Origin of the sequence: Streptomyces sp. NPDC090045 (assembly GCF_044747975.1) — a bacterium.
GTDB lineage: Bacteria > Actinomycetota > Actinomycetes > Streptomycetales > Streptomycetaceae > Streptomyces.
This window is the reverse complement of record NZ_JBIVFA010000010.1, coordinates 305,974-329,910: the sequence shown is the minus strand read 5'-3', so window position 1 is coordinate 329,910 and position 23,937 is coordinate 305,974. Positions and strand designations below refer to the sequence as shown.

The following is a 23,937-nucleotide window of genomic DNA, read 5'->3' as shown; positions in this document are numbered from 1 at the left end:
CCGGCGCTGCCGCGGTCCGTGGCTTCGTATTAACGCTGTATTTCGCCGTTGACGACGGTTCCAACACCGTGATCAACTGCGGATGTCTCACCGGGGGGGAGGCGCCTGTCGTATGGCCACGAGGTGCGCTTCACAGCGGAACCCCTCCAGCAGCCGTTCTGATCGATAGGTGCGTTCATGTCCTTGGCGGAGATCGCCTGTACCACCGAGTCGTCCACGCCGGAATTACCGGATCTCGGCATGCTCATCGACCCGGCCTCCCGGCCGGATCCCTATCCGATCCTCGGCGCCCTGCGGGACGCCTCGCCGTTCATCGCATCCGACGGCCTGGTCGTCGTCGGCCGGTACGGGGACTGCTCGAAGGTGCTGCGCGACCCGGCCATGAGCAGTGAGCACGACCGCTCGCGGCTGGCCGGGCGGCGCGGCGCACGGGCCATGCGGACCGGCAACTTCCTGCACCTCGATCCGCCCGACCACACGCGGATCCGGCGGCTCGTCACCAAGGCGTTCACGCCGCGCGCCGTCGCGGCCCTGGAGCCGCGCATCCGGGCCATGGTGGACGAGCTGCTGACCGCAGCCCGGGACCGTGGATCGCTCGACGTGGTGACCGGGCTGGCCCATCCCCTGCCGGTCCGCGTGATCTGTGAGCTGCTCGGCGTGCCGGCGGAGGACCACGGCCGGTTCCAGGAGTGGTCGGCCAGCCTGGCCGAGACGCTGGAGCCGCCCTTTCCCGGTCTGGTCGGCGCCCGCGCCAAGGTGGCGGCGGCGCAGGCGCGCGCCGAGTTCATCGCCTATTTCCGCCGGCTGATAGCCGAGCGTCGGGCCGCCGCCCGGGACGACCTGGTGTCCCACCTCATCCAAGTCAAGGAGGACGGCGACCAGCTGACCGAGAGCGAGCTGCTGGCGACCTGCATCCTGCTGATCAACGCCGGCCACGAGACCACCGCGAACCTGATCAACAACGGTGTGCTGGCACTGCTGCGCCACCCCGACCAGCTCCATCTCCTGCGCCAGGAGCCCGCGCTGGCGCCGGCCGTGGTCGAGGAGGTGCTGCGCTACGACACCCCGGTGCAGCTGACGTTGCGCGTGGCGAGCGAGCCGACCCGGCTCGGCGACGCACGGATCGAGACGGACGACCTGATCGTGCTGTTGCTCGGCGCGGGGAACCGGGACCCGGAGGCGTACGACGATCCGGACCGGTTCGACATCCGCCGCACCGCCCCACGCCCACACCTGTCGTTCTCCGCCGGCCCGCACTTCTGCCTCGGTGCCGGTCTCGCCCGGCTCGAAGCACGCATCGTCTTCGAGGTCTTCGCGCGCCGTTTCGTCAATCCGAGACTGTGCTCCACCGAAATCGCCTACAGGCCCCATCTGAATCTGCGAGGGCCCGCCCGGCTCGACATCGAATTCGATGCCGTGTAACCACGGGACTCAGGGCCACTCTCGTGGCCGAGGTGCCGTCTCGCTCGCGATTTTCGCATTCACCATCACTTCACCTTTCTCTTTCTTTTCGACCACATCGCGGTCGGCGCGTGGCGATGAGTCATGCCCGCTTTCCGTCCGCGCAACACAACATTTCATGAGCTGGGGGAGCTATGGAACTGTCTGCCATGCTGGGCTGTCCGGAAAAAGCGTTCCGCATGCCGCAGGGCGAGTGGGAGGAGTCCGCAACGGCTGCCATGCGCGAATCCTTCGCGCTCCATGCCGAGAACAACGCCTTCTACCGTGCCCAGTGCGAGGCGGCCGGGGTCGGCCCGGCCGATATCGGTACCCTCGCGGATCTGGCGAAGATACCGCTGCTGCCGATGAGCATGTTCAAGAACCCGGACGCACACGTCTTGCTGACCGCGTCGCCGGCCGACATCGAGCTGGAGATCCGCAGCACCGGCGACAGCGGTGTGCCCAGCGTCGCGCGACGCGACGCCACCACGACGACCCGGATGCTCTCGGCGGTCTTCGCCCAGTACCGGGAGTTCTTCGGCATCTCCAACGGCGCGGGGCTCTTCCTGAGTCCGTCCGCGGTCGAGGCTCCGGAGATGGGCATGGTCAAGGCCGCCGCGGTCCTCAACGGCCTGCTGGACCACCACGCGTACGTGGTGCGCGACTACACCTTCGACCCGGAGGAGGCCCTTGGCCTGCTGCGCACCTGGGGTGAGTCGATGACCCGTCACATCATCGGCCCGCCCTTCCTGATCACCCGTCTGGTTCAGGCCCTTGAAGAGCAGGGCAGCACCCTCAAGCTGGACCGCGACTCGATGGTCATCACGCTCGGCGGCTGGACCCGGTACACCGGCCAGAAGATCGTCCCCGCGGAGTTCTACGAACAGCTCGACCGGACCCTCGGCGTTCCCGCCGACCGGGTGCGCGACATGTACGGAATGATCGAATCCAACATGCTCGCCGTCGAGTGCGAGCACCACCGCAAGCACGTACCGCCGTGGAGCTACGTGAGCGTCCGCGACGTGACGGACACCAGTGTCGAGGTTGCGCCGGGCAAGACCGGTGTGATCGCCACGCTTGACGCGCTCAACACGGCCTACCCGGGCTACGTGCTCTTCCAGGACGTCGGCGAGGTCGACGTGACGCCGTGCCCGTGCGGCCGGACCGGTCAGACCGTCACCTTCCGGCGCCGCCTGCAGGGTGCGGAGCTCGGCTGCTGCGCGGTCAGCATCGAGAAGTTCATCGACAGCCGGGAGATCGTCGCCGAGTGCGAACTCCCCTCCCTCGCTCCCGTGGAGGGCTGACCCGTGGCCCGCTTCACCCCCGTGGTCGTCGACCACTTCACCAACCCGCGCAACGCCGGCGAGCTCGACGCCCCCGACGCCCGCGCCTTCATCGGCAACCCCGTCTGCGGCGACCAGATCATGCTCACCGCGCGCGTCGCGGACGGCACCGTGACCGAGGCCCGGTTCCGGGCGCACGGCTGCGCGGCCTCGCTGGCCACGGCCAGCGTGATCACCGAGGCCGCCACGGGCCGCCCGCTGGACGAGCTGGCCGGCTGGAACGCCGAGCACGTCGAGGAACTGCTCGGCGGTCTGCCCCCCGCCCAGCGCCACGTGGCGGCGCTGGGCGCCGACGTCGCCCGCCGCCTGGTCACCAACTATCAGGAGGGAACGAACGATGACATCGCCCTCAGCTGTGCGTAACCCCGACCAGTCCGCCGACGGCCGGCCGGGCATCTACCTGGACAACGCGGCGACGAGCCCGCTGTGCCCGGAGGCGGTCGAGGCCGTGCTGCGCGGCATGGAGATCACCGGCAACCCGTCCAGCCGCCACGCGGCGGGCGACGCCGCCAAGGAGGCCCTGGAGTCCTCCCGGGCCCGGCTCGCCCTGCTGCTGGACTGCACGCCCGAGGAAGTCGTGTTCACCGGCAGCGGTTCGGAGGCCGACGCGCTGGCCATCTGTGGAACGGTGCTGGCCGCCAGGGGCGCGGGCCGTCCGGTTCACCTGATCACCACCGCCATCGAGCACTCGGCCGTGCTGGAGTCCTGCCAGCTGGCACGCGAACTGGGCGCCGAGGTCACGGTGGTGGCGCCGGACGCGCGTGGCTGGGTCGACCCGGAGTCCGTACGGCGGGCGATGCGGCCCGACACCGCCCTGGTGTCCGTCATGCACGCCAACAACGAGACCGGTGTGATCCAGCCGGTCGCAGAGATCGCCGAACTCGCCCATGAGGCCGGTGCGCTGTTCCACATGGATGCCGTGCAGTCCGCGGGCAAGGTGCCGCTGAACGGCATCAACGCCGATCTGGTGTCCGTGTCGGGCCACAAGTTCCACGGGCCCAAGGGGGTCGGCGCGCTCAAGGTGGCCCGCGGCGTCACCCTGGCCCCGCTGGTCCGCGGCGGCAGCCAGGAGAGCGGGCTGCGCGCCGGCACGGAGAACGTGCCCGGTGTCCTCGGGATGGCGGCCGCCGCCGCGGCCGCCCTGGAACACCTCGCGGAGCCCGGGCAGCGGGAACGTCGACAGCAACTGCGGGAGCGCCTGCTCGCGGAGCTGTGCGCAGCCGGCGACGTCGAGGTCAACGGGGCCGGGGCGCCCTGCCTCCCGGACACCCTCAACGTCTCCTTCGCCGGGGTCCGCGGTGACACCCTCGTCGATCTGCTCGCCCTGCACGGCGTGTACGTCTCGGCCGGCTCCGCCTGCCACGCGGGCAGCGACGAGCCCTCGCACGTCCTCACCGCGATGGGCGTTCCGGTGGCGCGGGCCCGGGCGGCGGTGCGGTTCAGCGCCGGCCGCTTCACCGATGAGCGGGCAGCCCTGGAGGCCGCGGCCACCACCGTGGGCCTGGTCGACCGCCTTCGTTCGCTCGGCCCCTCCCTCGTACCGAACCCGTCGCACACCAAGGAGTCGCTGTGGTCGACCTTGCACTGAGCCGCGAAGCTCAGGCCGTCGTGGACGAGGCCCGCGAGATCGCCCGCCGCTGCCTCGCCCCCCGGGCCACCGAGCACGACCGGACCGGCGCCTTCCCCGCCGAGAACATCGCCGATCTGCACGCCGCCGGGCTGCTGGGCCTCCTGGTACCCGTGGAGTACGGCGGCCGGGGCGCCGATCTCACCACGTGGTCGCTGGTGGTGGCCGAGCTCGCCGAGGCATGCGGTTCCACCGGACTCATCTTCGCGATGCACTCCGGGGCCGTACGCCTGCTGGCCGCCGACGCGGCCGGCAACCCGTTCGCGGAGCGCGTGCTGCGCGAGGTGGTGACCGAGGGCAAGCTGCTGGCCTGGGGCTTCTCGGAGCCGGGCACGGGCGCCCAACTGCTCGCCCCACAGCTGACGGCCCTCCCCGACGGCGAGAGCCTGCACCTCAGCGGAACCAAGGCGTTCTGCACGGCCGCCGGTCACGCCGACTACTACCTGGTCAACGGGTACAGCGGACAGCAGGAGTTTCTGACCAGCCAGACCATGGCCATCGTGCCGGCGGGTGCCGTCGGGCTCTCCGTCAAGGAGGTCTGGGACGCGCTGGGCATGCGCGCCAACTGCGCCAACACCCTGCTGTTGGACTGCCGGGTCCCCGTCGAGAACGCCATCGGCGGACCCGGTGGCGGCCTCGTGCTGCTCTCACAGGCGCTCCCCGCCCTCTTCCTGGGGCTGAGCGCGGCATCGCTGGGAGTCGCCCGCGCGGCGCAGAGCTTCGCCAACGCCCATGTGCTGCAGCGGACCCTGGCCAACACCGGACAGCCGCTGGCCGCCTTCCAAGGCGTCCGGCTGCACACGGCGGACATGGCCGTCTCCGTCAAGACCGCCCACCTGACGCTGCTGCACGCGGCCTGGGTGGTGGAGACCGACCCGGCGCAGGCCATCCCCGCGCTCAACATGGCCAAGTACGTGGCCAACCGGGCCGCCCTCGACGTCGCGGACACCGCGATGTTGGTCGCCGGAGGCCGCGGCTATCTGCGCTCCAACCCGCTGGAGCGCCACTACCGGGACGCCCGCGCCGGCGCGGTCATGGGATCGAACCTCGACGTTCTCAGGGACCTGATCGGCAAGACCGCGCTCGGCCTCGATCCCTTCAGCGACACCATCCCCGCGCGAGACCCGGCACAGGAGCGAGCATCGTGACCACCTCCACCCCCGCCCGCTCCGAGCTGTCCGACGAGACCGTGCTCGCCGCCCTCCGGGAGTCGCTGGCGGACGTCCTGGAGGACGACCTCCTCGAGCACGTCGACCTGGAGTCGCTCGGACGCGGCACGCACCTGCTCAGCCTGCCGCTCGACTCGATCACCCTGGTCGACCTGATGACCCGGCTGGAGGACCAGTACGGCGCCGCCATCTCCGAGGAGCAGGCGTTCGCCTTCCAGGTCGTCGGCGATCTCATCGACCACATCGCGGCCCACTCCACGGCCGCCCGAGGTGGCCGATGAGCACCGTGGTCTACCGGGGCCTCGGCCGCCAGGGACACGGAGTCACCTTCCTCGACTCCCGCGGCGTGACCGCGGAACTCGCCTACTCCGACCTGGAGCGGCAGGCCAGGTCCGTCGCCGCCGGCCTGGGCGAGCGCGGTCTGCGGCGCGGCGAGCGAGTGCTGCTGCCGCTGCCGACGGGCCCGGACTACCTGGTCGCGCTGCTCGCCTGCCTGCTGTCGGGAACCGTGCCGTGCACCGTCGCTCCGCCGACGCACACCGACGCGGAGTCCGCCGGAGTACGGCGGTTCCACGCCGCCCTCGCGGCCGTACGACCCGCGGCGGTGATCACGCCCGACGCCGCCACGGCCCCGGCCCCGGCGACGGAGGGCGGCCCCGTCCACCTCACCCTGGACGAACTGAGGCACCACGAGCCGCTGACCGACGACCGGCTGCCGGAGCCCCGCCCGGACGACCTCCACCACATCCAGCTGACCTCGGGGTCGACCAGTGCCCCCAAGGCCGCCGCGCTCACCCACGCCAACACCGCCGCCAACCTGCGGGCCCTGGTGGAGGCCACCGGGCTGCGGGCCGACCGGGACCGGCTCTGCGAGTGGCTGCCGCTCCACCACGACATGGGCTTCGTGATGGTCCTGCTCGCGCTTTCCACCGGTGCGCCGCTCGACCTCATGCCGTCCATCGGCTTCCTGCGCGACCCGCTCTCGTGGCTGCGCCACCTGGCGGTCCGGGGCGGCACCATCACGGCGGCTCCTCCGTTCGGCTACCGGACCGCGCTGGAGCGCTACCGGCGCAAGCCCGAGCCCGGGCTCGACCTGTCCCGGGTGCGCCGGGCGTACGTCGGGGCCGAACCCATCCCGCTGAACGTGCTGTCGGACTTCCAGGACGCGTTCGCGCCGCACGGCCTGGCGCAGGACGTGCTCATCCCCTGCTACGGCATGGCCGAGACGGTGCTGGCCTCCACGATGCCCGGCGCTCCCTACCCCGGCGGCCACCTGAGCCGGGGCCATGTGCGGGCGCTCCGCGTGGACCGCGCGGATCTCCAGGACTCAGGCCTGGTCACCCCCGCCCGGGCCGGACGGAACGCGCTGACGACCGTCTCCTGCGGCCGTCCGATCGGGGGCCTCGACCTGGAGATCAGGAAGGGGACCGGCGGGCCGTGCGGGGAGGGCGAGGTCGGGGAGATCCACCTCGGCGGCGCATCCGTGATGGCCGGCTACTTGGGGCCCGACGGGCTTCCCGTACCGCCGCCCGGCGGGAAACACGCCACCGGTGACCTCGGCTTCCAGCTGGACGGAGATCTGTACGTCGTCGGGCGGGTCAAGGAGATGCTGGTGGTCCGCGGCCGGAACATCCCGCCGTACGACGTCGAGGAGGCGATCGAGGCCCATCGGGCCGTGATGCGGGGCAACAGCGCGGTCTTCTCGTACACCGACGACGCGGGCGGCGAGCACGTCGTCGCGGTCGTCGAGGTCGCGCCGGCGGACACCGCCGACGGCCGGCTGCGGCTGGAGATCGACAACCTGGTGCGGCAGGGGTTCGGGTTCGGGCTGCGCGACACGGTGCTGATGAAGCGCGGTGGTATCGCCCGGACCACCAGCGGCAAGCGGCAGCGCGGCCGGATGCGCCAGTTGTACCTCGCCGGGGAGCTGTCGTAGATGGGGGGAGTGCTGACCGGCACCGGGCAGGCCGGCCATGCCCGGGACCTGCGGCAGGTCCTGGCCGAATTCCCGACCGGGGTCACGGTCCTCAGCACCATGGCCCCGGGCGGGCCGGTGGGGATGACCAGCAGCGCGGTGACCTCGCTGTCGCTCGACCCGATGCTCATGCTGGCCTGTGTCCACCGGAGTTCGAGCACCCTGGCCCTGATCCTCGAGGCCGGGCGGTTCGGCATCAGCGTGCTGGCGAGTGATGCGGCGGCGGTCTCCGAGGCCTTCGCCCAAGGGCCCCCATTGGAGCGCTTCCGGCGGGTGCCGTACCGCACGGAGCGTGGAGTGCCGCTCCTGCGGGACGCCCTGGCCTGCCTCACCTGCGAGGTGTTCGACACCCACCCTGGTGGCGATCACACCATGCTGGTGGGCCGGGTGACCGGGGCTGCCCGTGCCGGCGGCGCGGCCGGCACGCCTCTGGTCCGGCACCGGGGAAGCTACCGGAGCCTCGGATGAGCCCGCCGCCGGGCACGGTCGATCTGTGGTCGGTGCGGGCCGGGCCGGGCAATGTCGCCGCAGCTCGGCGCGAGGCGTCCGTACTGGACGAGTCGGAGGCACAGCGGGCGGAGTCCCTGAGGCCGCCCGCTGTGCGGGACACCTACCTGGTCGCCCACGTGCGACTGCGGCAGATCCTCGGGCGCCGGCTCGGGCTGCCTGCGGCCGAGGTCGCGTTCGCCCGCGAGGAGTGTCCCCGGTGCGGTGGTGGACATGGCCGACCGGTCCTCGCCTCCGGAGCCGGACCGCACTTCTCGCTCTCCCACACCGGTGACCGCATCCTCATCGCCGTGGCCGGTTCGCCGGTCGGCGTCGACGTCGAGGCTGTCGGCCGGAAGCCGCGATCCGGCCTGCTCCGCCGACTTCATCCCGAGGAACGCGCGGCCGTCTCCGCGCTGCCCCCGGGACAGCGCGACGAGGCGGTGCTGACCTGCTGGGTCCGCAAGGAGGCCTACCTCAAGGGGATCGGGGCCGGTCTGGCCGCCGGGCTGGACCGGACCTACGTAGGAACGGGTCCCGCCTTCGGCCGGCCGGAGACGAGGCCGGCGGCACTCGGCGACTGGTGGCTCGCGGCGGTTCCGGTACCGCCGGGCCATGTCGGCGCCGTCGCTCTGCGCCTGCCGGCCGGCCTGCATTCCTTCCCGACCCGGATCCGCCTCCGACCGTGAGCCGCGGACTTCCCTTCACCCACCACCCAGAAACAGGACGCACCACAGATGACAGCGCAGACCACGGCCCCACCCCTCGATCCGAGCGCATTCGGCGACGCATTCGCCGCGACCCGCATCCGGTCCGGGGGAAACTGATGCCGCATCCTGTGATCTTGTCCGGCCTGTCGGGCTGGCTGCCTCCTCGGACGGTGGGCAACAGCGACGTGCTGGCCCATCTCCCGGAGGGCCTGTCCGAGGAATGGATCGTCCAGCGAACCGGTATCCGGGAGCGCCGACGGGTGGATCCGGACATGTCGACCTCCGACATGGCGGTCCGGGCGGCTGCGCCCTTGGTGGCGTCCACACCCGGCCGCATCGACGCCGTGGTCGTGGCGACCACCACCCCGGACTTCCCCATTCCGGCCACAGCGCCCATCGTCGCCGCGGAACTGGGACTCGTCGAAGCGGCGGCCTGGGACGTGAACTCGGCGTGCTCCGGTTTCATCACCGGTCTGGCTGCCGTGACGTCCATGATCGCCGCCGGAGTGTTCGGCCGGGCACTGCTGATCGGTGCCGATGCGATGTCGACCGTGGTGGATCGCTCCGACCGCAACACGGCGATCCTTTTCGGCGACGGAGCCGGGGCCGTGTTGCTGGAGGCCGACTCCGGCGCTGAGAGCGGCTCCTTCGGGCCCTTCGATCTGGGCAGCGACGGCGGTAACACGAAGCTGGTCGGCATCGATGCCGGTGGTTCGCGCCAGCGCTCGCGGACCGGCTCGTGCGCCGCCGACCACGACCACTACCTGCACATGGCAGGACCGGAGTTGTTCACCCACGCCGTCCGGCGCATGACCGCTTCCAGCGCGACGGCGATCAAAGACGCCGGCTGGGAGCCCTCGGACGTCGACTGGCTCGTGGCTCACCAGGCCAATGCCCGGATCCTGTCCGCCGTTGCCGACCGCCTGGGCATTCCCGAAGAACGCTGCGTCGTCAACGTGGACCTCGTCGGCAACACCAGTGCTGCGTCCATCCCCTTGGCGATGGCCCATCTGCACCGCTCGGGCCGCGTACGCGCGGGAGACCGGGTCCTGCTGACCGCCTTCGGGGCCGGCCTCGCATGGGGGTCGACGACCTTGGCCTGGCCCGACCTTCCCCACTGAACTCCCGGCTTGCCCCACAGCTCGCCCCCACAGCTTGATCTCCATCGGAACCGAATGACCAGGAAGACCGAACCATGTCTGAAACACAGCAACTGGCCGAGTCCGTCCATCATCTGCTCGCGACGACGCTTCGAGTCGAACCCGGTGATCTGACCCCGGATACCCCACTCGGCGATCTCGGGATGGACTCACTGGCGGAAGTCGAGATCTCCATGGTCCTGCAAGACGACTTCCAGACCGACATCGCGCCCGGAGACTTTCGGGAGGAGACCGTCGGCGGACTCGTACAGCTCGTGATACAGGGACGGAGCGGCCGATGCTGACGCCGAACGGCCCCAGGTACAGCCGCTTCGAAGCCTTCGGGCGTTGCCTGCCGTCCCTGGAGCGGACGACCGAGGAGGTCGTTTCCGGCACACCGCTCTCGGCCCGCGCCCTCCTCATGCTGACAGGTATCCAGCGGCGGCTTGCCTGCGATGTCGATGCCGGAGAGTGTGCGGAGCAGCTGGCGCTGTCCGCGGCACGGGACTGCCTCTCCAAGTCCCGTTACGACGCGGCAGACCTGGACGTGGTGATCTCCGCGGCGATCTTCCGTTCGGACGAGGGCCGGCGGCTCTCCTTCGAACCGTCGGTCGCCTCGGTCATCGCCCGTGAGATCGGTTCGACGACGGCGTCCTGCTTCGACGTGAGCAACGCCTGTGCCGGCATGTTCACCGGGATCCTGCTCCTCGACCGCATGATCAAGGCCGGGACGATCCGCCGGGGCATGGTCGTCAGCGGGGAGCACGCCTCCCTGATCACCGGTAGCGCCCGGCAGGAGATCACCGGCCTGCGGGACCTGCAGCTGGCCTCACTCACCGTCGGCGACGCCGGGATGGCGGTCATCGTGGACGAGTCGACCGACGCGGCCGACCGCATTCACGCGTTCGAGATGACCACCTCCGGGGCGTACGCATCCCTGTGCAAGGCGATGCCCAGCGACGAGACGGCCGGTCTGGTCATGCACACCGACAGCGCCCGCCAGCAGGCCGCGGAGCGGATGCAGATCGGCGTCAGCCTCACGGAGGACGTCTACGCGCGCTCGGGCCGAACCCCCGCCGACCCGGGGTTCGCCCATTCGATCTACCACCAGAACTCCGTGCAGTTCGTTGAACGCGTCCATGCCATGGCTGCCGGGATCTTCCACCCGACGTCGCCCGAGGCGCCGGCCATCGTGCAGGACTTCGGAAACACCGGCTCGACCTCGCAACTGCTCACGTTCTACGAGCACATGCAGCGAGGAACGATCTCACCGGGCGACACGATCGCCTTCGCACCCAGCGGGTCCGGCATCGTGATCGGGCACCTGTCCACGACGATCACCCACACGAAGGTCTGACATGCCCGTCACCATTACCGCGACTGCAACCTCCGCGGCCACCGGAGCGTTCGCACGCGCGGTCGACGCCGCCCAGCAGTGCCTCGACGCGGCATCGCTCGAACCGTCCGGCCTGCACATGCTCGTCCACGTAGGCCTCTACCGCGAGGACAATGTGGTCGAACCGGCCCTGGCCGCGCTGGTCCAGGAGGCGATCGGCATGCGCCCCGACTACCTGCTGACCCGTGATCCGTTCACCGGCTTCTCCTTCGACCTCATGAACGGTGACTGCGGGTTCCTGACCGCGGTTCAGATCGCCCAGGCATTCCTCGCTCCCGGCGGCCCGCAGAACATGCTCGTCGTGGCCGCGGACGGCCATCCCAGCGGCAGGCCCCACCCCGGTTTCCCGTACGCCGAGGCGGGCAGCGCCGCACTGCTCACCCTGAGCGACAGCGACAGCGGCGGGGGATTCGGCAGGGTGACCCTCGACTCCGACCGCGGGCAGCCCGTTCAGCGAAGGGGGTACTTGGACCTGGCCACCATGGGGACGGAGGGCCGCCGCACGGTGACGATCGAGCAGGACCTCGACGTGCCCGCCCTGACCAGCCGGGCGGTCGACGCAGCCGCCGCACGGCTGCGTGAGGGCGGTGCCGATCCCGACCGGACGTTGCTGATCACATCGCTGCCGACACCGCGCTTCGGCATCGACATCGCCGAGGGGCTCGGGCTTCCCGAGACCGCCGCCGTCACCCTCGACGGAGTCGATGCCGATCCCAGAACCTCCGCCCTCCCCCTCGCCTACCACCGTGCCGCCGGCACGGGGCGACTCGAGGCATACGACACGGTCCTGTTCGTCGCCGCCGACGCAGGGTCCACGATCGCCACCGCTCTCTACACCCTCTAGGCAGGCAACCGATGCCCCGCATCCGCTATCCCGACCCCACCCGGCTGCCGGCCGACGTCATCGCCGCCATCGACGGCCGGCCGCTGCCGAACGTGACCCGCGCCATGCTCAACTCCCCGCACCTGGCCCTGGCTGTCGCCCAGCAGGGCATGACGCAGTTCACCGCCCTGGCACTTCCCGACGACCTGCGCGAACTGGTGGTCCTCGCCGTCGGATACCGCAACGCCTGCGACTACGTGATCGCTCACCACGAACCGCTGGCACGGGCACTGGGGTGTACCGACCTTCAACTGGGGGCCCTGCGCCGGGGCGAGACGCCGGGTGAGGTCTTCACCAGCAGCCAGCGGCAGGCCATCGAACTGGCCTGGAGAACGGTGGATCCCGAAGCCGTCCGCACGGGCGGCCATGCCGATCCGGGTACCGGATTCAGCGACCGCGAACTCGTAGAGATCGTGATCACGGCCGGCTACTACCAGATGATCTGCGGCTTCTGCGCCGTCGTCGAGGTCGAGCTCGAGTCCGATGCGGACAGCGGGGCCCTCGCCGAGTCGATCCGCGCGAACGCACCGCGGACGTAGGGCCCTCGTATGAACGGACACGAGACGGACGCGGCAGAGGAAGCCGAGGACCAGGAGTTCAGGGACCTCCTCGGCGGGCTGCGGATCTGGAACCATCCACTCCCTGCCTTCGACCCCGTCGGCATGCCTGCCGAACCGGTGTCGTTGTTCCGCCGGTGGCTCTGGGAAGCCGCCGCGGCAGGCTGCCCGGATCCGCACTGCATGGCACTGGCCACCGCGGACACGGAAGGCCGCCCTTCCTCGCGGATGATGACGCTGGCGGACGCCGACGCCCGGGGCTGGCACTTCGCCTCCCTGAAGACCAGCCGGAAGGGTCAGGAGCTCGGCGAGCGCCCGGACGCCGCGCTGCTCGCCTACTGGCCGGTCCACGGACGCCAGGTGCGGATCCGCGGGCCGGTCACCGTGGCGGACGCGGCCGCCGGGGCCGCGGATCTGGCCGGCCGCTCCCCGGGCGCCCGTGCCGCCGCCCTGGTCGGGCGGCAGAGCGAGGTGCTCGCCCATCGCGAAGACCTGGCCTCGGCCTTCGAGACGGTGCGGACCGCGATGGCGGACGACCCCCGGGCGCCGGTGCCCACTTGGCGGCGGTACCTGCTCGAGCCGGACGAGGTCGAGTTCTTCCAGGGAACCGCCGACCGCCGCCACATCAGGCTGCGCTACCGCCGCACCAGCGGCGCCCGACCCCAGTGGACCCAGGAGCTGCTATGGCCGTAACCCCCAGGGACACGGACCCCCGGACCGACACGCCGGCGGTGTCCGCAACCGCGCCGGCCGGACATCCGCGCCGGTGGCTGATCCTCCTCGTGATGTCCCTGTGCATGTTCGTCGCAACGTTGGACAACACGATCCTGACGGTGGCGCTCGCCCCCATACAGCAGGCACTGAATGCCACCAACGGTGAGCTGCAGTGGGTCATGGACGCGTACGCCCTCACCTTCGCAGCCCTGCTGTTCACCGCAGGGCTGCTCGGCGACCGGTTCGGCCGGCGATGGGTGCTCGCCGGCGGCCTGCTGATCTTCCTCATCGCTTCCGCGTTCGCGTCCTGGTCCACGGATCCCACCCAACTCATCATCTGGCGCGGGCTGATGGGACTCGGCGCCGCCGTCGTTCCCGGCTGCAGCATGGCCGTGATCATCGACACCTTCGTGCCGGAGGAACGCCCGAAGGCCATCGCGCTCTGGTCGGTCGCCACCGGCGTCGGTATCGCCGCGGGCCCGGTGGTGGGCGGTGCGCTTCTCGCCTCCTTCTGGTGGGGATCGGCGCTGCTGGTCAACGTGCCCCTGGCTCTCGTGGCGATCGTCCTGATCGTCTGGCTCGTACCACAGCGACGGGCGGAGCACCCGGTGCCGCTCGACCTCCCGGGGATGCTGCTGTCCGTTCTTGCCGTCGGGTCCCTGGTGTACGGGATCATCGCCGGGGGCGAGGGCGGAAGCTGGACCGCCCCCGAGGTGGCCGGACCGATAGCCGCCGGGCTGGTGCTCCTGGTCGTCCTGATCCTGGTGGAACGCCGCAGCGACAACCCGTCCATCGATCCCGAACTCTTCCGCAGCCCACGCTTCACGGCAGGCTCCGGCGTACTGGCCTGCTCGTTCTTCGTGGCCATGGGCATCGGGTTCATCCTCACCTTCTATCTGCAGCAGGTGCGCGGCAATTCCCCGGTCGAGGCGGGACTGCTGACTCTGGCCTACGCGGTCGGCACGACGGTCGCCGGCGCCAAGAGCTCCCAACTGGCCGACCGGATCGGGCCATCGGCAACCGTCGCTGTGGGGATGACGGCGATGGCAGCCGGGTGCCTCGGACTCTCCGGGCTGGGAGAGCACACTCCCGTGTGGCTGGTCGAGCTCACCCAGTTCGTCTTCGGCGCGGGTTTCGGACTGACGCTCGCCCCGGCGCTGGCAGTCGCCCTGTCCGTGGTGCCCGCTGCCAAGGCCGGCGCGGGGTCGGCCGTCGTCAACACCGTTCGCCATCTGGGCTCGGCACTGGGTGTTGCCGTACTCGGCGCCGTTCTCGGTGTCGTGTACCGGAACCGGTTCGGTGACGGCGCCGGCCTGTTCTCCCACTCCCAGCAGGCCGCCGAGACGAACTCGCTGGGCAGCACACTGATGCGGCTGGCCCAACTGAGGGCCACCGACCACGACGTCACCCCCGAGGCGCTCGCCGCGGCAGCAGCCCATGCGAAGGACTCGTTCCTGACCGCGATGCAGGCCGCCTCGTGGATAGGGGCCGGGCTCTGCCTGCTGGCCGGGCTGATCGCACTCCGCTGGCTGCCGGGCCGCCCGCCCCACTCCGGCCACCGAGCCGCCCGAGATCACCACGACCGCTGACAGCACTCGAGAAAAGCGGCTCGTTCACGGAGGGCGAACGCGGTCAGCGATTCTCGCTCGCCGGCTACAGCCAGTCGCGCTTCTTGAAGATGACATAGAGGCTGGTGCAGACCACCGCCATCAGCAGGATCGCGAAGGGGTAGCCGCCTGCCCAGTGGAGTTCCGGCATGGTCTCGAAGTTCATGCCGTAGATCGTGCCGACCAGGGTGGGGGCGAAGAGGATGGCGGCCCACGAGGAGATCTTCTTGAAGTCGTCACCCTCACACCGCTGACCTGCGGAAAGCGCCCGGAGAGGCCCTCTGATCTGCAGCGATCAGCCTTTCCGTCCCTTTCGCCATGCTGCCCGTTTGTACGGCCGATCTTCCCCAACCGCTCCCCAACGCGGCTTCATTCTCCCCAGATTCTCCCCAGCGGGGCTGCCTCTGAAGGAGGATCGCCGCTGGTCGGGACCGTGATCCGCGTGCCATGTCAGGCTACGCGGCGTAGCGGCAGCGGGGCAGGAGCAGGCGGACGCTGTTTGCTTGGCGGTGCTCGCGGTTGGGTGCTGCGGCTCGTTCACAGGGAAAATGACCCCTCCGGGGTCGGCGAGGGCGGGGGCCTCCACGGCACCGGCAACCTGGAGGTGCTGCTGTACCCCGAGCGCGACTTGGAGCGCGCCCAGGAGCTGTTCCGGATGAGCTACGCCGTGGCGTAGCCGACCGCCTGTGGGGCGCGCACAAGATCTTCGCCTACACCTTCGCGGTGTACCCGGCCTCCTCGTGGGACGGCGGCTTCTACCCGCCCGACGAGGTGATCGAGCGCGAGATAGTCGCAGCCGGGACGCGGTGCTCCAACCGCTGGGGAATGCGGACTGCATGTACCGCTCGATCGGCAAGGAGTCGACGTACTGCGTCTGACGCAGGCACGGTACGCCGCCAGGTGAGACCAGGGGCGCCCCACCGCCCGGGGGCGCCCCCTTCTGCTGTCCTTCCGCGGTATTCGCGCGGTACCGGCCGGTAGCAGCCGCCTGTTCGGCATGATGTGCGCCGCGTCACAACTCTCCCCACGCCTCCGCGACCTGGGGAAGGTCCGAACCTTCACCCCGTACTTCTGAAAGGGGTACCTCCCGTGACCGCGACACCGCACCCGAACCTGACGCCCGCCGACTTCTTACGGTTCGGCGCGCTGTCCCCGTTCTGCATACCGCTGCCGCTGCCCTACGGGCCCGACCCCGCCGCGCTCCGCGTGGAAGGAGCCCGTGAACCGGGCCGCACCTGGGCCGTGGCCGCGGCGGCCCTGAGCGCCGGGGAGCCCCGGCGCGCTCTCGCCGCCCTCGATGCGCAGGCCGGAGCGGCCGACGCCCCGCCCGGAGCCGCCGCGGTCACCACCGCGCTGCGCGTCGCGGCCCAGGCAGTGGAACTGGGCCACGCCCCCGGCGGCTGGAGCACTTCCGTGGGGGACCAGCAACAGCTGATGGAATTCATGCTGCTGATCAGACAGGGCCACGAACCGCTCGCCGATGCCCCGGCCGGGCTCCCCCGGCTCCTCACCTTCCTCGCCGGCAGCCTTCTTCCCGAAGTGCTCTCCGTCCAGCGCAGCCTCAGCGACGTGGCGCACACCGACGTCACGCACGACAGCGTGTTCCAACAGACCGCGCTCATCCCCGCTCTGGAGGGCGCGGCGGACAGTCTGGCGACCCCGTCGCCCGAGGCGTTGGAGATGGCCCGGCTGGCGGAGGACATCCTGCTCCGCCGTTTCGCCGAGCCTGACCCTGATCACCCCTTCTCCCGGTCGGCGCATGCCGCTCTGCGGCTCCTCCTGGCCGACTTGTGGCACCGGGCCGGCGCCCGCGCGCAGGCCGAGGAACGCCTGCGGGCCGCCCTCGACGCGGCCCCGGACGACCTCGCGCTCCAGGGCTGGGCGGCGCTCATCGAAGGCGACTGGTCTCTGGGCCGTCCGGGGGGCGCGGAGTGGCGTCTGCCCGCCGAGGAACTGCCCGCGGCCGACCTGGACACGGCAGACCGCCGGTGGGAGGAGTCGGCGGGCCTCTACCGCCGTGCGCGCTGCCACCGGGGAGAAGCTGGCGCTCTGCTGCGCCGCGCCTACGTCGCCCGGCTGCGCGGCTCGGCTGACCGCGGCGGATTCCTGCGTACGGCCGAGACACTCGCGGTCCGCGCCGGGGACGGGGCCCTCCGCTCCCTCGTTCAGGTGCATTCCTGGCTCGACCTGATCGAGGACGGGGCCGATGTGCCGGATGAGCAGTGCGCTTCCGTGCGCGAGTGGGGTGTGACGCATGGCGGCGACGGCTGGCTGCGGAGTCTGTCCACTGTGCTCTCCGCGCGCGCCACACGGTGGAGCTCCGCAGGGGATGCCGTACGCGCGACCCAGGCCGAATATCTGGCCGCCGCACTGGTCGGGGACTCGGCTGCGCGGGCTGCCCGGCACAGCGTCGAGGGGGCCGCGCACGATCTGTCGGAGATCGTGCTCACCGAAGAGGAACTGACCGGCCGCGAGGCCGAGTTGGCGCATGCGGAAGAACATCACAAGGGTGAACAGCCGCACCTGGTCGCCCACCTGAACGCGATGCTGGCAGCCATGCGGTTCACGGGCGCCGCCTCCGGCCTGGCCGACCCGGACCTGCTCACGCTGGCCGCCGACCGCACCCAGCGGTTGGCGGAGGCGTCCCCGCGCCGACGGCGGGAAGAGCCGCAAGCGCCTCCCGCCGCGACTCCCGAAGGAGATGAAGCCGAGCAGCTCATCTACGACGCCGACCTCGCAGGCTCGCCCGAAAGTGCCCGCGCCTACGCCGCCTACAGCCGGGCTCGGGCCGCGGCGTTGGCCGGCCTGGAGGAGCGCACCCGGACCTTCGGCGAAGAGGCCCTGGACCGGGCGCTGGCCTGCCGGGACGTCAGAACGGCCCTCGCCACCCTGCTCCTCCTTCGCCGCATGGACGAAGCCCGGTTCCTGCTCGACCGGCTTGCGGAGTCCCGGGCACTGAACGCCTGGGAATTGACCTACTTTCGGCTCTTCGCCGGGCAGGCGCAGGAGGCATCGCAGGCCGCGCGCGGTCTGGACCAGTGGGCGCTGGCCTTCCCGGGGCGTCCCTGGGAGCTGGCGGGACTGAGGGCGGAGGTCGCGGCGGCGATCGGCGACCATTCCGCGGCCCTCGGGCTGGTCGAGGAGGCCCTGGGCCACTACGAGGCCCATCGCGCCCGGCTGGCGCGCGATGCGCTGCGCAGCTCCCTGGCCGATGACGGGACGGTGGCGAGCCTGTACCACACCGGGGTGCTGTCGCACCTGTCGCTGGACGGTGTCACCGGGGACACGGCCGAGGCGTGCGAGGCCGGCATCGGCGCGCGCGCCGCGTTCGCCCTGTCGGAGCGCGCCCGGTCCGGGTTCCTCGATGGCGTCCGCGCCCTGGACATGGCACAGGGGCCCGAGGAGGAGCGCACGGTCCGGGACTGGCTGCGGGCCGACTCGCGCTGGTCCGCCGTGTACGAGGACCAGGTGGCCCTGCTGCGCCGGCGAGCCTCTGTGGGACCGGCCGCCGGCACCACCGCCGCGGATCGTCCGCTGCCGGATTCGGCGGAGCGCCGCCGGCGCGCCGAGGAGGATCTCGGCGCGGCCGAGCGCCGGGTACGACGGGCCGTCCCAGCCGCGCTCACCGCCTGGCGCGGCACGCAGCACACCACAGTCGAGGAGGTAGCCGCATCCCTGCCGCCCGGTGTGCTGCTCCTCCAGTACCACCTGTTCGACGAGGACCTCGCCGCCTGGGCGGTCACCCGGGAGCGGGTGCGCGTGGTGCGCAGGAGCCAGTGGGCCTATGCAGGCGCCGGGCTGGCCCGGCGATTCCACTCCTGGTGCTCGGGCCTGGGCCGTGACACGGGCGTCGGCGCGGAGCTCGCCGGGCTCCTGTTGACACCGTTCGCCGAAGAACTGCGGGACCATCAGCAGGTTCTGCTGGCGCCCACGTCGCGCATGTCCCTGCTCCCGTTCCAGGCCCTGCCCTGGGAAGGCGGCGTACTGGCCGACCACCACACCCTGTCCTACCTTCCCGCGGCTTCCGCGCTCACCCGCAGCCCTGCGCGCAGCGCGCCTTCGGCCGCGTGGAGTGCGCTGCTGGTGGGGGATCCGGCCACCGACCCTGCGCTGCGGCTCAACCGGATTCCGGGCACCGCCGTCGAGGTGCGTCACGCGGCCGCTCTGCTCCCCGCGGCCGACGAGCTGTGCGGCGCAGAGGCCACGTTGGACGCGGTCGCCACGGCAGCCGCCGGGCGCGGGATCCTGCACCTGGCCACCCACGGCATGGTGGACGAGCTGTCCCCCAACCGGAATCACCTCGTCCTGGCAGGTCGCGACGGGCTGAGCGTCGGAGACCTGTACGGCCTGCACACCCACGCCGGTCCGGAGCTGCTGGTGCTCTCCGGGTGTCACACCGGGCGCGGGACCGCGACCTCGGGAGGGGATGTCCTCGGGCTGGCCCGCTCGGCGCTGATGGCCGGTGCCCACCATGCGGTGGTCTCGCTGTGGCCGGTGGACGACCGCAGCGGCGCCCTAACCATGATCCGCATGTACCGTCACCTGGCAGCCGCCCGCTCCCGCCTTCCTGGCGGTCCCGGCTCGGGGGTGGCCGCGGCCCTCGCCGAGGCGCAGCGGGAAGTCCGCGCACTGACGGCCGCGGAACGGGACGAGGAATACGCCTCGCTGGCAGCTGAGGCCGACTGCCCGGTGCCCGCCGGAGCGGCCCGCGGCACGGTCCGCGACAGCGGGTCCGCCCGTGCACCGGGGCTTGCACCCGAACACCCCTTCCACTGGGCCCCGTTCGTCCACATCGGCACTCAGGAGGCCACGTCATGACCCTGCGCGCGGTACTGATCGGCGCCCAGACGTTCGGCCTGTCGGGGGTGCACTCCGATGTCCGGCTGATGGAACGGGTACTCCACGACCGCGGTTTCCGGGACGTCCGGACCCGGACGGACGACGGCGCCCGGTACCACTCCCTCGTCGAGACGCTCGACGGTCTGGAGAGGGACACCGAGCAGGAGGACGGCGTGGTGCTCTACTACTCGGGGCACGGCGCTATGCACGAACGGCCCGACGCCGCCGAACAGGCCCGTGCCCGCCGCTCCCCCTATCTGCACTACTTCGTGCCCACGGACGTGGACGACAGCAGCTCCGGCGAGTTCCGGGGCCTGCTGGTCGAGGAGCTGACCGCCACCGTCCGCAGGCTGACGGCGATCACCCCGAACGTCACGGTGATTCTGGACTGCTGCCATGCGGGCGGGGCCGTACGCGACCCGCGGGTGGCCGTCCGGGCCGTCAGCCGGGACGTGCCCCTGGACGCGGCCCTGGCCCGAGCCGACCGGCTGTCCCGGGAGCTGTCGGCGCCCGACCCCTTCGTCGTACGACTGACTGCCTGTCAACGGCACGAGCAGGCGTACGAGGCTCCGAGCCTGTACCGGCCGGGTGAGCGGAACGGGCTGTTCACCGAGGAGCTCGCCCGGCTCCTGCAGGCCACTCGGGAGCATCCGGTGCCGTGGGGAGCCCTGATGGCCCAGGTACAGGACCGGGTGATGCAGCGGGTGCGGCAGCGCCCGGATCTCGGCGGGCCGCACGCCGCTCTCCTCCCGTTCTCCTCGGAAACGGCCGAACATGCCCGACAGTTGCCGCTGCTGCAGCGAGGGCGCCGCCTGGTGGTGCCCGGCGGCGCGGTGCTGGGTCTGGCGCAAGACGACATCGTGGGACTGGTGGTGCCAGGCACGGCCCCCGCTGAGGCACCGCAGGTCAAGGTCACCGCGATACGGGGCGCGGATGCCGAACTGGAGTCGCCCCCGGAGCTGTCGAAGCCCCAGGAGTTCGACTCCCCGGAGGCCGGCGTACCGGGCCTCCGTGCGATACCGGTGCGTACGGCGGTCCGGCGGTACCTGGCCTTCGACGGGGACGGGCCGCTGTCCCGTGCCCTGCGCGCCGCTCTCCCCAGCTCGGTCGGACTGGCGGTGGCGGGACCGGTCGCCCCGCCCTTTGCCACGGTCCGCACCTCGGAAGACACCGTGGTGGTCGTCGACCGTGCCGGTCTGGCCTTTCGCCCACCGGTTCCCGACGATCCCGGCCGCTGCGGGCACCTGCTCGCCCTGTTGGAGGAGCTGGCCCGAGGCGAACGCCTTCGTGCCCTGCCCGACGCCGCGGGCGCGGCGCACCTGGACGCCGAGGTGGAGGCCGTGTTCGAGCGCCGGCGCCACGGCGGACCGCCTCAGCCGCTGCGCTCCGGCGACCGGCTGGCGGACGGTGACGAGTACCACGTCCAGGTCGTCAACCATGCGCCGGAACGGCTCTTCGTGTGGCTGTTGGACGTCGGGCTGAGCGGGCGGACCGCAATGGTGACCGATTACGAGCCAAGCGGCTGTCTGCTGGCCCCGGCACGCAGCGCGCGCCGGCCGGAACCCGGCATCTGGAACTCCGGCTGGATCGACATCTACTGGCCATCGGACGTCCCGTACCAAGGGCCCCGGCCGGAAACCCTGACCCTCCTGATCGGCAACCGCGAGACAGACCTGTCCTCCCTGGCCTCGCAGCCGCGCTCCCTGCCAGCGGGCCTGGAGGGCGTCGCCGCCGAAGTCCTCAGCGGCGTACGCGACTCCGGACGCTTGAGCGACGGCTTCCGCTACACAGTGCTGCGCTGCGACACGGAGGTGGAGCCCCGCCATCCGCGCGGGTGAGCGCTGCTGCGCCGGTGTTCAGCCGAGGACGGCGAGGGCGTCGATTTCGATGAGGAGGCCCGAGGGGAGGCTGACGTAGACGGTGGTGGCGGCCCAACCCTGTCCCAGCCGCCGACATGCTGCTCGCCTCAGGCCAAGGACAGTTGGGTGGCGCGTGCTCGGGGCCGAAGCGGTGGTCGCGGGAGGAGACGCGGATCCCACCCCAGGAGTTCGCAGCACCATGTACTGCCGTTCGTCGGGGCGCCCGATTGCCGCGCAGGTCACATCCTGCCTCGACGGAACTCAGGGCGGTTCCAGAGACGCGGTGGTGGCCATGATCTGTCGTAGGGAACGGGGCGTGGTCATGGCGCGACCTCGCAGATGTCGGCGCCGAGGTGGAGGAGCTTGCCGGGCAGGTCGGCGTGGCCGCGGCGGAGCTGGTCGACTCCGCCGAGGGTGGTGATGCCGCGGGCGGTCAGGGCGGCGACCATGAGCGCGGAGCCGGTGCGGATGTCGGTGGCCTCTACCCCGGCTCCGGTGAGGCGTTGCGGGCCGGTCAGCCGGCATTCGGTGGGGGAGATCTCCTCGATCTTCGCGCCGAGCCGGGCCAACTGGGGCAGCAGGTTCCCGTGGCGGCCGGGGTTGATGGAGTCGGCGAACAGGTGTGTCCCGGGCTGGCCGAGAGCCAGTGCCATCAGGGGAGGTTCGAAATCGGCGTCCAGGCCGCCGGTGGCGAGTGTGGCAATGGCGCGAAGGGGACGGCCCGTGGGCCGGGCGGCGCTCCCGTCGACCAGGAGGACGTCTTCCCGTACCGAGGTGGGGATGCCCAGCCGTTGCAGGGCTGCCTGCAACGGCACCACATCCCGACCTTGGACGCCCTCGATGCGCACGGTCCCACCGGTGGCGGCGACGGCGCAGGCTAGGGTGCCTGCCTCGATCTTGTCGCCCGGAACGCGCCAGGCCGGCATCTCGGCCGGTGATGCCGCTGCCGGGCTCAGGTCCAGGACCTGTTCGCCGGCTCGGGCCTCCCATCCCACCGAGCGAAGGGCGTCCAGCACGGCGAGGACTTCCGGCGACAGGTTTGGCCGACCGAGGCGCAGCGCACGGCCCGCGACGACCGCACGCAGGACGGCGACGACCGTCGCACCGCGCGACCGGAACGGCAGCGTGTGGGAGACCGTTCCGGTGGTGGGTCGACCGGCCTCGACGTCATAGCCCTCGTCATGGACGGCGACACGGTCACCGAACGCCTCGTACACCTTGAAGTGCAGGTCCATGCCGCGCTCCCCGATCCGGCATCCCCCGGGCCAGGGCAGCCGGGCGCTCCCCTGTAGGGCAAGGAGCGCGGGCACCAGGTAGTACGACGCGCGGATCCGTGCGGCCGGGGCAAGGTCGGGTTCCGCGGGTACGCCGGCAGGGGGCATGATCACCACGCTGTCGGGCCGTCCCACGGCCCGGGCGACGTGCCAGCCCGCCCCTTGGATCAGGGTGAGCATCCAGTGGACGTCGGCACTGGCGGGGACGTTCTCCAGCTGGACGGTCCGGCGTACGGCTGCTGCAGCGGCCAGCAGCGGCAGGGCGGCGTTCTTGGAGCCGTCGACGGTGACCGAACCGGAGAGGGGACTCCCCGGACGTACGGCGATGACCTCCGCGCTCGTCGCAAGAGCTTGATGGGGTGCCATGCGTTCAACTCCTTTGCAGGGGAGGTTGCGTGATGGATGGCGTGACCGAGATGGGTGCGGACAGATCGAGCTCGGCCCAGCAGGACTTGCCGCCGGCGCCGTGGTCGACGCCGTGCCGGTCGGCGAGGGCGTCGATGATCAGCAGCCCGCGGCCGTCCTCGGTGTCCGTGCGGGGTGGGCGTGCGTGGGGGAGGACGGAACTGCGGTCGCGGACCTCGAAGCGCAGTCGGCTCCCGCGCAGGCGAGCGGTTACGGAAGCAGCTTGGTTTCCCGTGTGCTGAACGGCGTTCGCCAGCAGTTCGCCGGCTACGGCCTCTGCCACGCACATGCCGTCGGTGCCGATGACCGAGCGCCAGCCCCTGATCTCGTTCATCACCTGGTGCCGGGCACGAGCGGCGCCCTCGGGCGTACTCGTGACGGCCAGCGTGACCTCGTGCACTTCCATGAGCAGCCTCCTGGAGGGGTGCGGTTCCACCAGGCAAGCGGGTCAGGAGGCGGCTGCGCGACGGGCCGCGCAGCCCCTGCATCGTTCATGCACGTTGTGCATGGCGGG

Annotated in this window: 21 protein-coding genes and 2 pseudogenes; 19 read left to right on the top strand and 4 right to left on the bottom strand. The window is 71.3% G+C overall.

Features of this window, described 5'->3' with window-relative positions:
- The first annotated feature begins 177 nt into the window (after positions 1–177).
- The 16 genes from ACIPYQ_RS26520 to ACIPYQ_RS26445 all read left to right on the top strand — a co-directional run bounded on the left by ACIPYQ_RS26520 (position 178) and on the right by ACIPYQ_RS26445 (position 15,028).
- Positions 178–1,422 (top strand): cytochrome P450, encoded by a 1,245-nt coding sequence (locus ACIPYQ_RS26520; RefSeq protein WP_401255751.1) that lies wholly within the window; start codon positions 178–180, stop codon positions 1,420–1,422.
- A 173-nt stretch (positions 1,423–1,595) separates the two neighbouring features.
- The gene (locus tag ACIPYQ_RS26515; RefSeq protein WP_401255748.1) at positions 1,596–2,744 is read left to right on the top strand and encodes a hypothetical protein; all 1,149 of its coding nucleotides are present in this window, start codon (positions 1,596–1,598) and stop codon (positions 2,742–2,744) included.
- Between the two features lie 3 nt (positions 2,745–2,747).
- Positions 2,748–3,146 carry an iron-sulfur cluster assembly scaffold protein gene (locus ACIPYQ_RS26510; protein WP_362233586.1) on the top strand — a complete coding sequence of 133 codons (399 nt, stop codon included), beginning with the start codon at positions 2,748–2,750 and terminating at the stop codon, positions 3,144–3,146.
- Positions 3,121–4,371, top strand: a complete 1,251-nt coding sequence (locus ACIPYQ_RS26505; protein WP_401255744.1) for a cysteine desulfurase family protein — start codon at positions 3,121–3,123, stop codon at positions 4,369–4,371. The genes ACIPYQ_RS26510 and ACIPYQ_RS26505 overlap by 26 nt, the downstream gene beginning before the upstream one ends.
- Complete coding sequence (locus ACIPYQ_RS26500; protein WP_361767706.1) at positions 4,353–5,558, top strand: acyl-CoA dehydrogenase family protein; 1,206 nt, start codon at positions 4,353–4,355, stop codon at positions 5,556–5,558. Before ACIPYQ_RS26505 ends, ACIPYQ_RS26500 begins: the two co-directional genes overlap by 19 nt.
- The gene (locus ACIPYQ_RS26495) at positions 5,555–5,860 is read left to right on the top strand and encodes an acyl carrier protein (protein WP_401255740.1); all 306 of its coding nucleotides are present in this window, start codon (positions 5,555–5,557) and stop codon (positions 5,858–5,860) included. The genes ACIPYQ_RS26500 and ACIPYQ_RS26495 overlap by 4 nt, the downstream gene beginning before the upstream one ends.
- Positions 5,857–7,515: an AMP-binding protein gene (locus ACIPYQ_RS26490; RefSeq protein WP_401255737.1), complete on the top strand. Its 1,659-nt coding sequence runs from the start codon at positions 5,857–5,859 to the stop codon at positions 7,513–7,515. Before ACIPYQ_RS26495 ends, ACIPYQ_RS26490 begins: the two co-directional genes overlap by 4 nt.
- Entirely contained in the window at positions 7,516–8,022 is a 507-nt protein-coding gene (locus ACIPYQ_RS26485; RefSeq protein ID WP_401255734.1) for a flavin reductase family protein, read from the top strand.
- Complete coding sequence (locus ACIPYQ_RS26480; protein ID WP_401255731.1) at positions 8,019–8,729, top strand: 4'-phosphopantetheinyl transferase family protein; 711 nt, start codon at positions 8,019–8,021, stop codon at positions 8,727–8,729. The genes ACIPYQ_RS26485 and ACIPYQ_RS26480 overlap by 4 nt, the downstream gene beginning before the upstream one ends.
- 149 nt (positions 8,730–8,878) lie before the next feature.
- The gene (locus ACIPYQ_RS26475; protein WP_401255793.1) at positions 8,879–9,871 is read left to right on the top strand and encodes a beta-ketoacyl-ACP synthase III; all 993 of its coding nucleotides are present in this window, start codon (positions 8,879–8,881) and stop codon (positions 9,869–9,871) included.
- A 74-nt stretch (positions 9,872–9,945) separates the two neighbouring features.
- On the top strand, positions 9,946–10,194 hold the full coding sequence (locus tag ACIPYQ_RS26470; RefSeq protein ID WP_401255728.1) for an acyl carrier protein: 249 nt from the start codon (positions 9,946–9,948) through the stop codon (positions 10,192–10,194).
- Complete coding sequence (locus tag ACIPYQ_RS26465; protein ID WP_401255725.1) at positions 10,188–11,246, top strand: 3-oxoacyl-ACP synthase III family protein; 1,059 nt, start codon at positions 10,188–10,190, stop codon at positions 11,244–11,246. Before ACIPYQ_RS26470 ends, ACIPYQ_RS26465 begins: the two co-directional genes overlap by 7 nt.
- 1 nt (position 11,247) lies before the next feature.
- A complete protein-coding gene (locus ACIPYQ_RS26460; RefSeq protein ID WP_401255722.1) occupies positions 11,248–12,129 on the top strand; it encodes a hypothetical protein in 882 nt (293 codons plus the stop codon).
- A gap of 11 nt (positions 12,130–12,140) precedes the next feature.
- Complete coding sequence (locus ACIPYQ_RS26455) at positions 12,141–12,707, top strand: carboxymuconolactone decarboxylase family protein (protein WP_401255719.1); 567 nt, start codon at positions 12,141–12,143, stop codon at positions 12,705–12,707.
- A 9-nt stretch (positions 12,708–12,716) separates the two neighbouring features.
- Entirely contained in the window at positions 12,717–13,418 is a 702-nt protein-coding gene (locus tag ACIPYQ_RS26450) for a pyridoxal 5'-phosphate synthase (protein ID WP_401255716.1), read from the top strand.
- Positions 13,409–15,028 (top strand): MFS transporter, encoded by a 1,620-nt coding sequence (locus ACIPYQ_RS26445; protein WP_401255713.1) that lies wholly within the window; start codon positions 13,409–13,411, stop codon positions 15,026–15,028. The genes ACIPYQ_RS26450 and ACIPYQ_RS26445 overlap by 10 nt, the downstream gene beginning before the upstream one ends.
- Positions 15,029–15,092: 64 nt before the next feature.
- On the opposite strand, the pseudogene ACIPYQ_RS26440 reads toward ACIPYQ_RS26445, so the two are convergent.
- Positions 15,093–15,278 (bottom strand): annotated as a pseudogene (locus tag ACIPYQ_RS26440) (CorA family divalent cation transporter); the annotation flags it as partial.
- Positions 15,279–15,569: 291 nt separating this feature from the next.
- On the opposite strand from ACIPYQ_RS26440, the gene ACIPYQ_RS26435 reads away from it, so the two are divergent.
- From ACIPYQ_RS26435 to ACIPYQ_RS26425, 3 genes are all read left to right on the top strand, one after another.
- A complete protein-coding gene (locus tag ACIPYQ_RS26435) occupies positions 15,570–15,722 on the top strand; it encodes a hypothetical protein (RefSeq protein ID WP_401255710.1) in 153 nt (50 codons plus the stop codon).
- A gap of 413 nt (positions 15,723–16,135) precedes the next feature.
- Positions 16,136–19,864 carry a CHAT domain-containing protein gene (locus tag ACIPYQ_RS26430; protein ID WP_401255707.1) on the top strand — a complete coding sequence of 1,243 codons (3,729 nt, stop codon included), beginning with the start codon at positions 16,136–16,138 and terminating at the stop codon, positions 19,862–19,864.
- Positions 19,861–21,723: a caspase domain-containing protein gene (locus ACIPYQ_RS26425; RefSeq protein WP_401255704.1), complete on the top strand. Its 1,863-nt coding sequence runs from the start codon at positions 19,861–19,863 to the stop codon at positions 21,721–21,723. Before ACIPYQ_RS26430 ends, ACIPYQ_RS26425 begins: the two co-directional genes overlap by 4 nt.
- An 18-nt stretch (positions 21,724–21,741) precedes the next feature.
- Here the strand turns inward: ACIPYQ_RS26425 and ACIPYQ_RS26420 are convergent.
- From ACIPYQ_RS26420 to ACIPYQ_RS26410, 3 genes and pseudogenes are all read right to left on the bottom strand, one after another.
- A pseudogene (locus ACIPYQ_RS26420) lies at positions 21,742–21,816 on the bottom strand (RidA family protein); the annotation flags it as partial.
- 248 nt (positions 21,817–22,064) lie between these two features.
- Positions 22,065–23,384 (bottom strand): UDP-N-acetylglucosamine 1-carboxyvinyltransferase, encoded by a 1,320-nt coding sequence (locus ACIPYQ_RS26415; protein WP_401255701.1) that lies wholly within the window; start codon positions 23,382–23,384, stop codon positions 22,065–22,067.
- Positions 23,385–23,388: 4 nt separating this feature from the next.
- Entirely contained in the window at positions 23,389–23,829 is a 441-nt protein-coding gene (locus ACIPYQ_RS26410) for an ATP-binding protein (RefSeq protein ID WP_401255698.1), read from the bottom strand.
- Positions 23,830–23,937: the final 108 nt, after the last annotated feature.

Coding starts and splice junctions, on each gene's coding strand:
- ACIPYQ_RS26520 (WP_401255751.1), top strand. CDS start 178: ATGTCCTTGGCGGAGATCGCCTGTACCACCGAGTCGTCCACGCCGGAA.
- ACIPYQ_RS26515 (WP_401255748.1), top strand. CDS start 1,596: ATGGAACTGTCTGCCATGCTGGGCTGTCCGGAAAAAGCGTTCCGCATG.
- ACIPYQ_RS26505 (WP_401255744.1), top strand. CDS start 3,121: ATGACATCGCCCTCAGCTGTGCGTAACCCCGACCAGTCCGCCGACGGC.
- ACIPYQ_RS26490 (WP_401255737.1), top strand. CDS start 5,857: ATGAGCACCGTGGTCTACCGGGGCCTCGGCCGCCAGGGACACGGAGTC.
- ACIPYQ_RS26485 (WP_401255734.1), top strand. CDS start 7,516: ATGGGGGGAGTGCTGACCGGCACCGGGCAGGCCGGCCATGCCCGGGAC.
- ACIPYQ_RS26480 (WP_401255731.1), top strand. CDS start 8,019: ATGAGCCCGCCGCCGGGCACGGTCGATCTGTGGTCGGTGCGGGCCGGG.
- ACIPYQ_RS26470 (WP_401255728.1), top strand. CDS start 9,946: ATGTCTGAAACACAGCAACTGGCCGAGTCCGTCCATCATCTGCTCGCG.
- ACIPYQ_RS26465 (WP_401255725.1), top strand. CDS start 10,188: ATGCTGACGCCGAACGGCCCCAGGTACAGCCGCTTCGAAGCCTTCGGG.
- ACIPYQ_RS26460 (WP_401255722.1), top strand. CDS start 11,248: ATGCCCGTCACCATTACCGCGACTGCAACCTCCGCGGCCACCGGAGCG.
- ACIPYQ_RS26455 (WP_401255719.1), top strand. CDS start 12,141: ATGCCCCGCATCCGCTATCCCGACCCCACCCGGCTGCCGGCCGACGTC.
- ACIPYQ_RS26450 (WP_401255716.1), top strand. CDS start 12,717: ATGAACGGACACGAGACGGACGCGGCAGAGGAAGCCGAGGACCAGGAG.
- ACIPYQ_RS26445 (WP_401255713.1), top strand. CDS start 13,409: ATGGCCGTAACCCCCAGGGACACGGACCCCCGGACCGACACGCCGGCG.
- ACIPYQ_RS26425 (WP_401255704.1), top strand. CDS start 19,861: ATGACCCTGCGCGCGGTACTGATCGGCGCCCAGACGTTCGGCCTGTCG.
- ACIPYQ_RS26415 (WP_401255701.1), bottom strand. CDS start 23,384: ATGGCACCCCATCAAGCTCTTGCGACGAGCGCGGAGGTCATCGCCGTA.
- ACIPYQ_RS26410 (WP_401255698.1), bottom strand. CDS start 23,829: ATGGAAGTGCACGAGGTCACGCTGGCCGTCACGAGTACGCCCGAGGGC.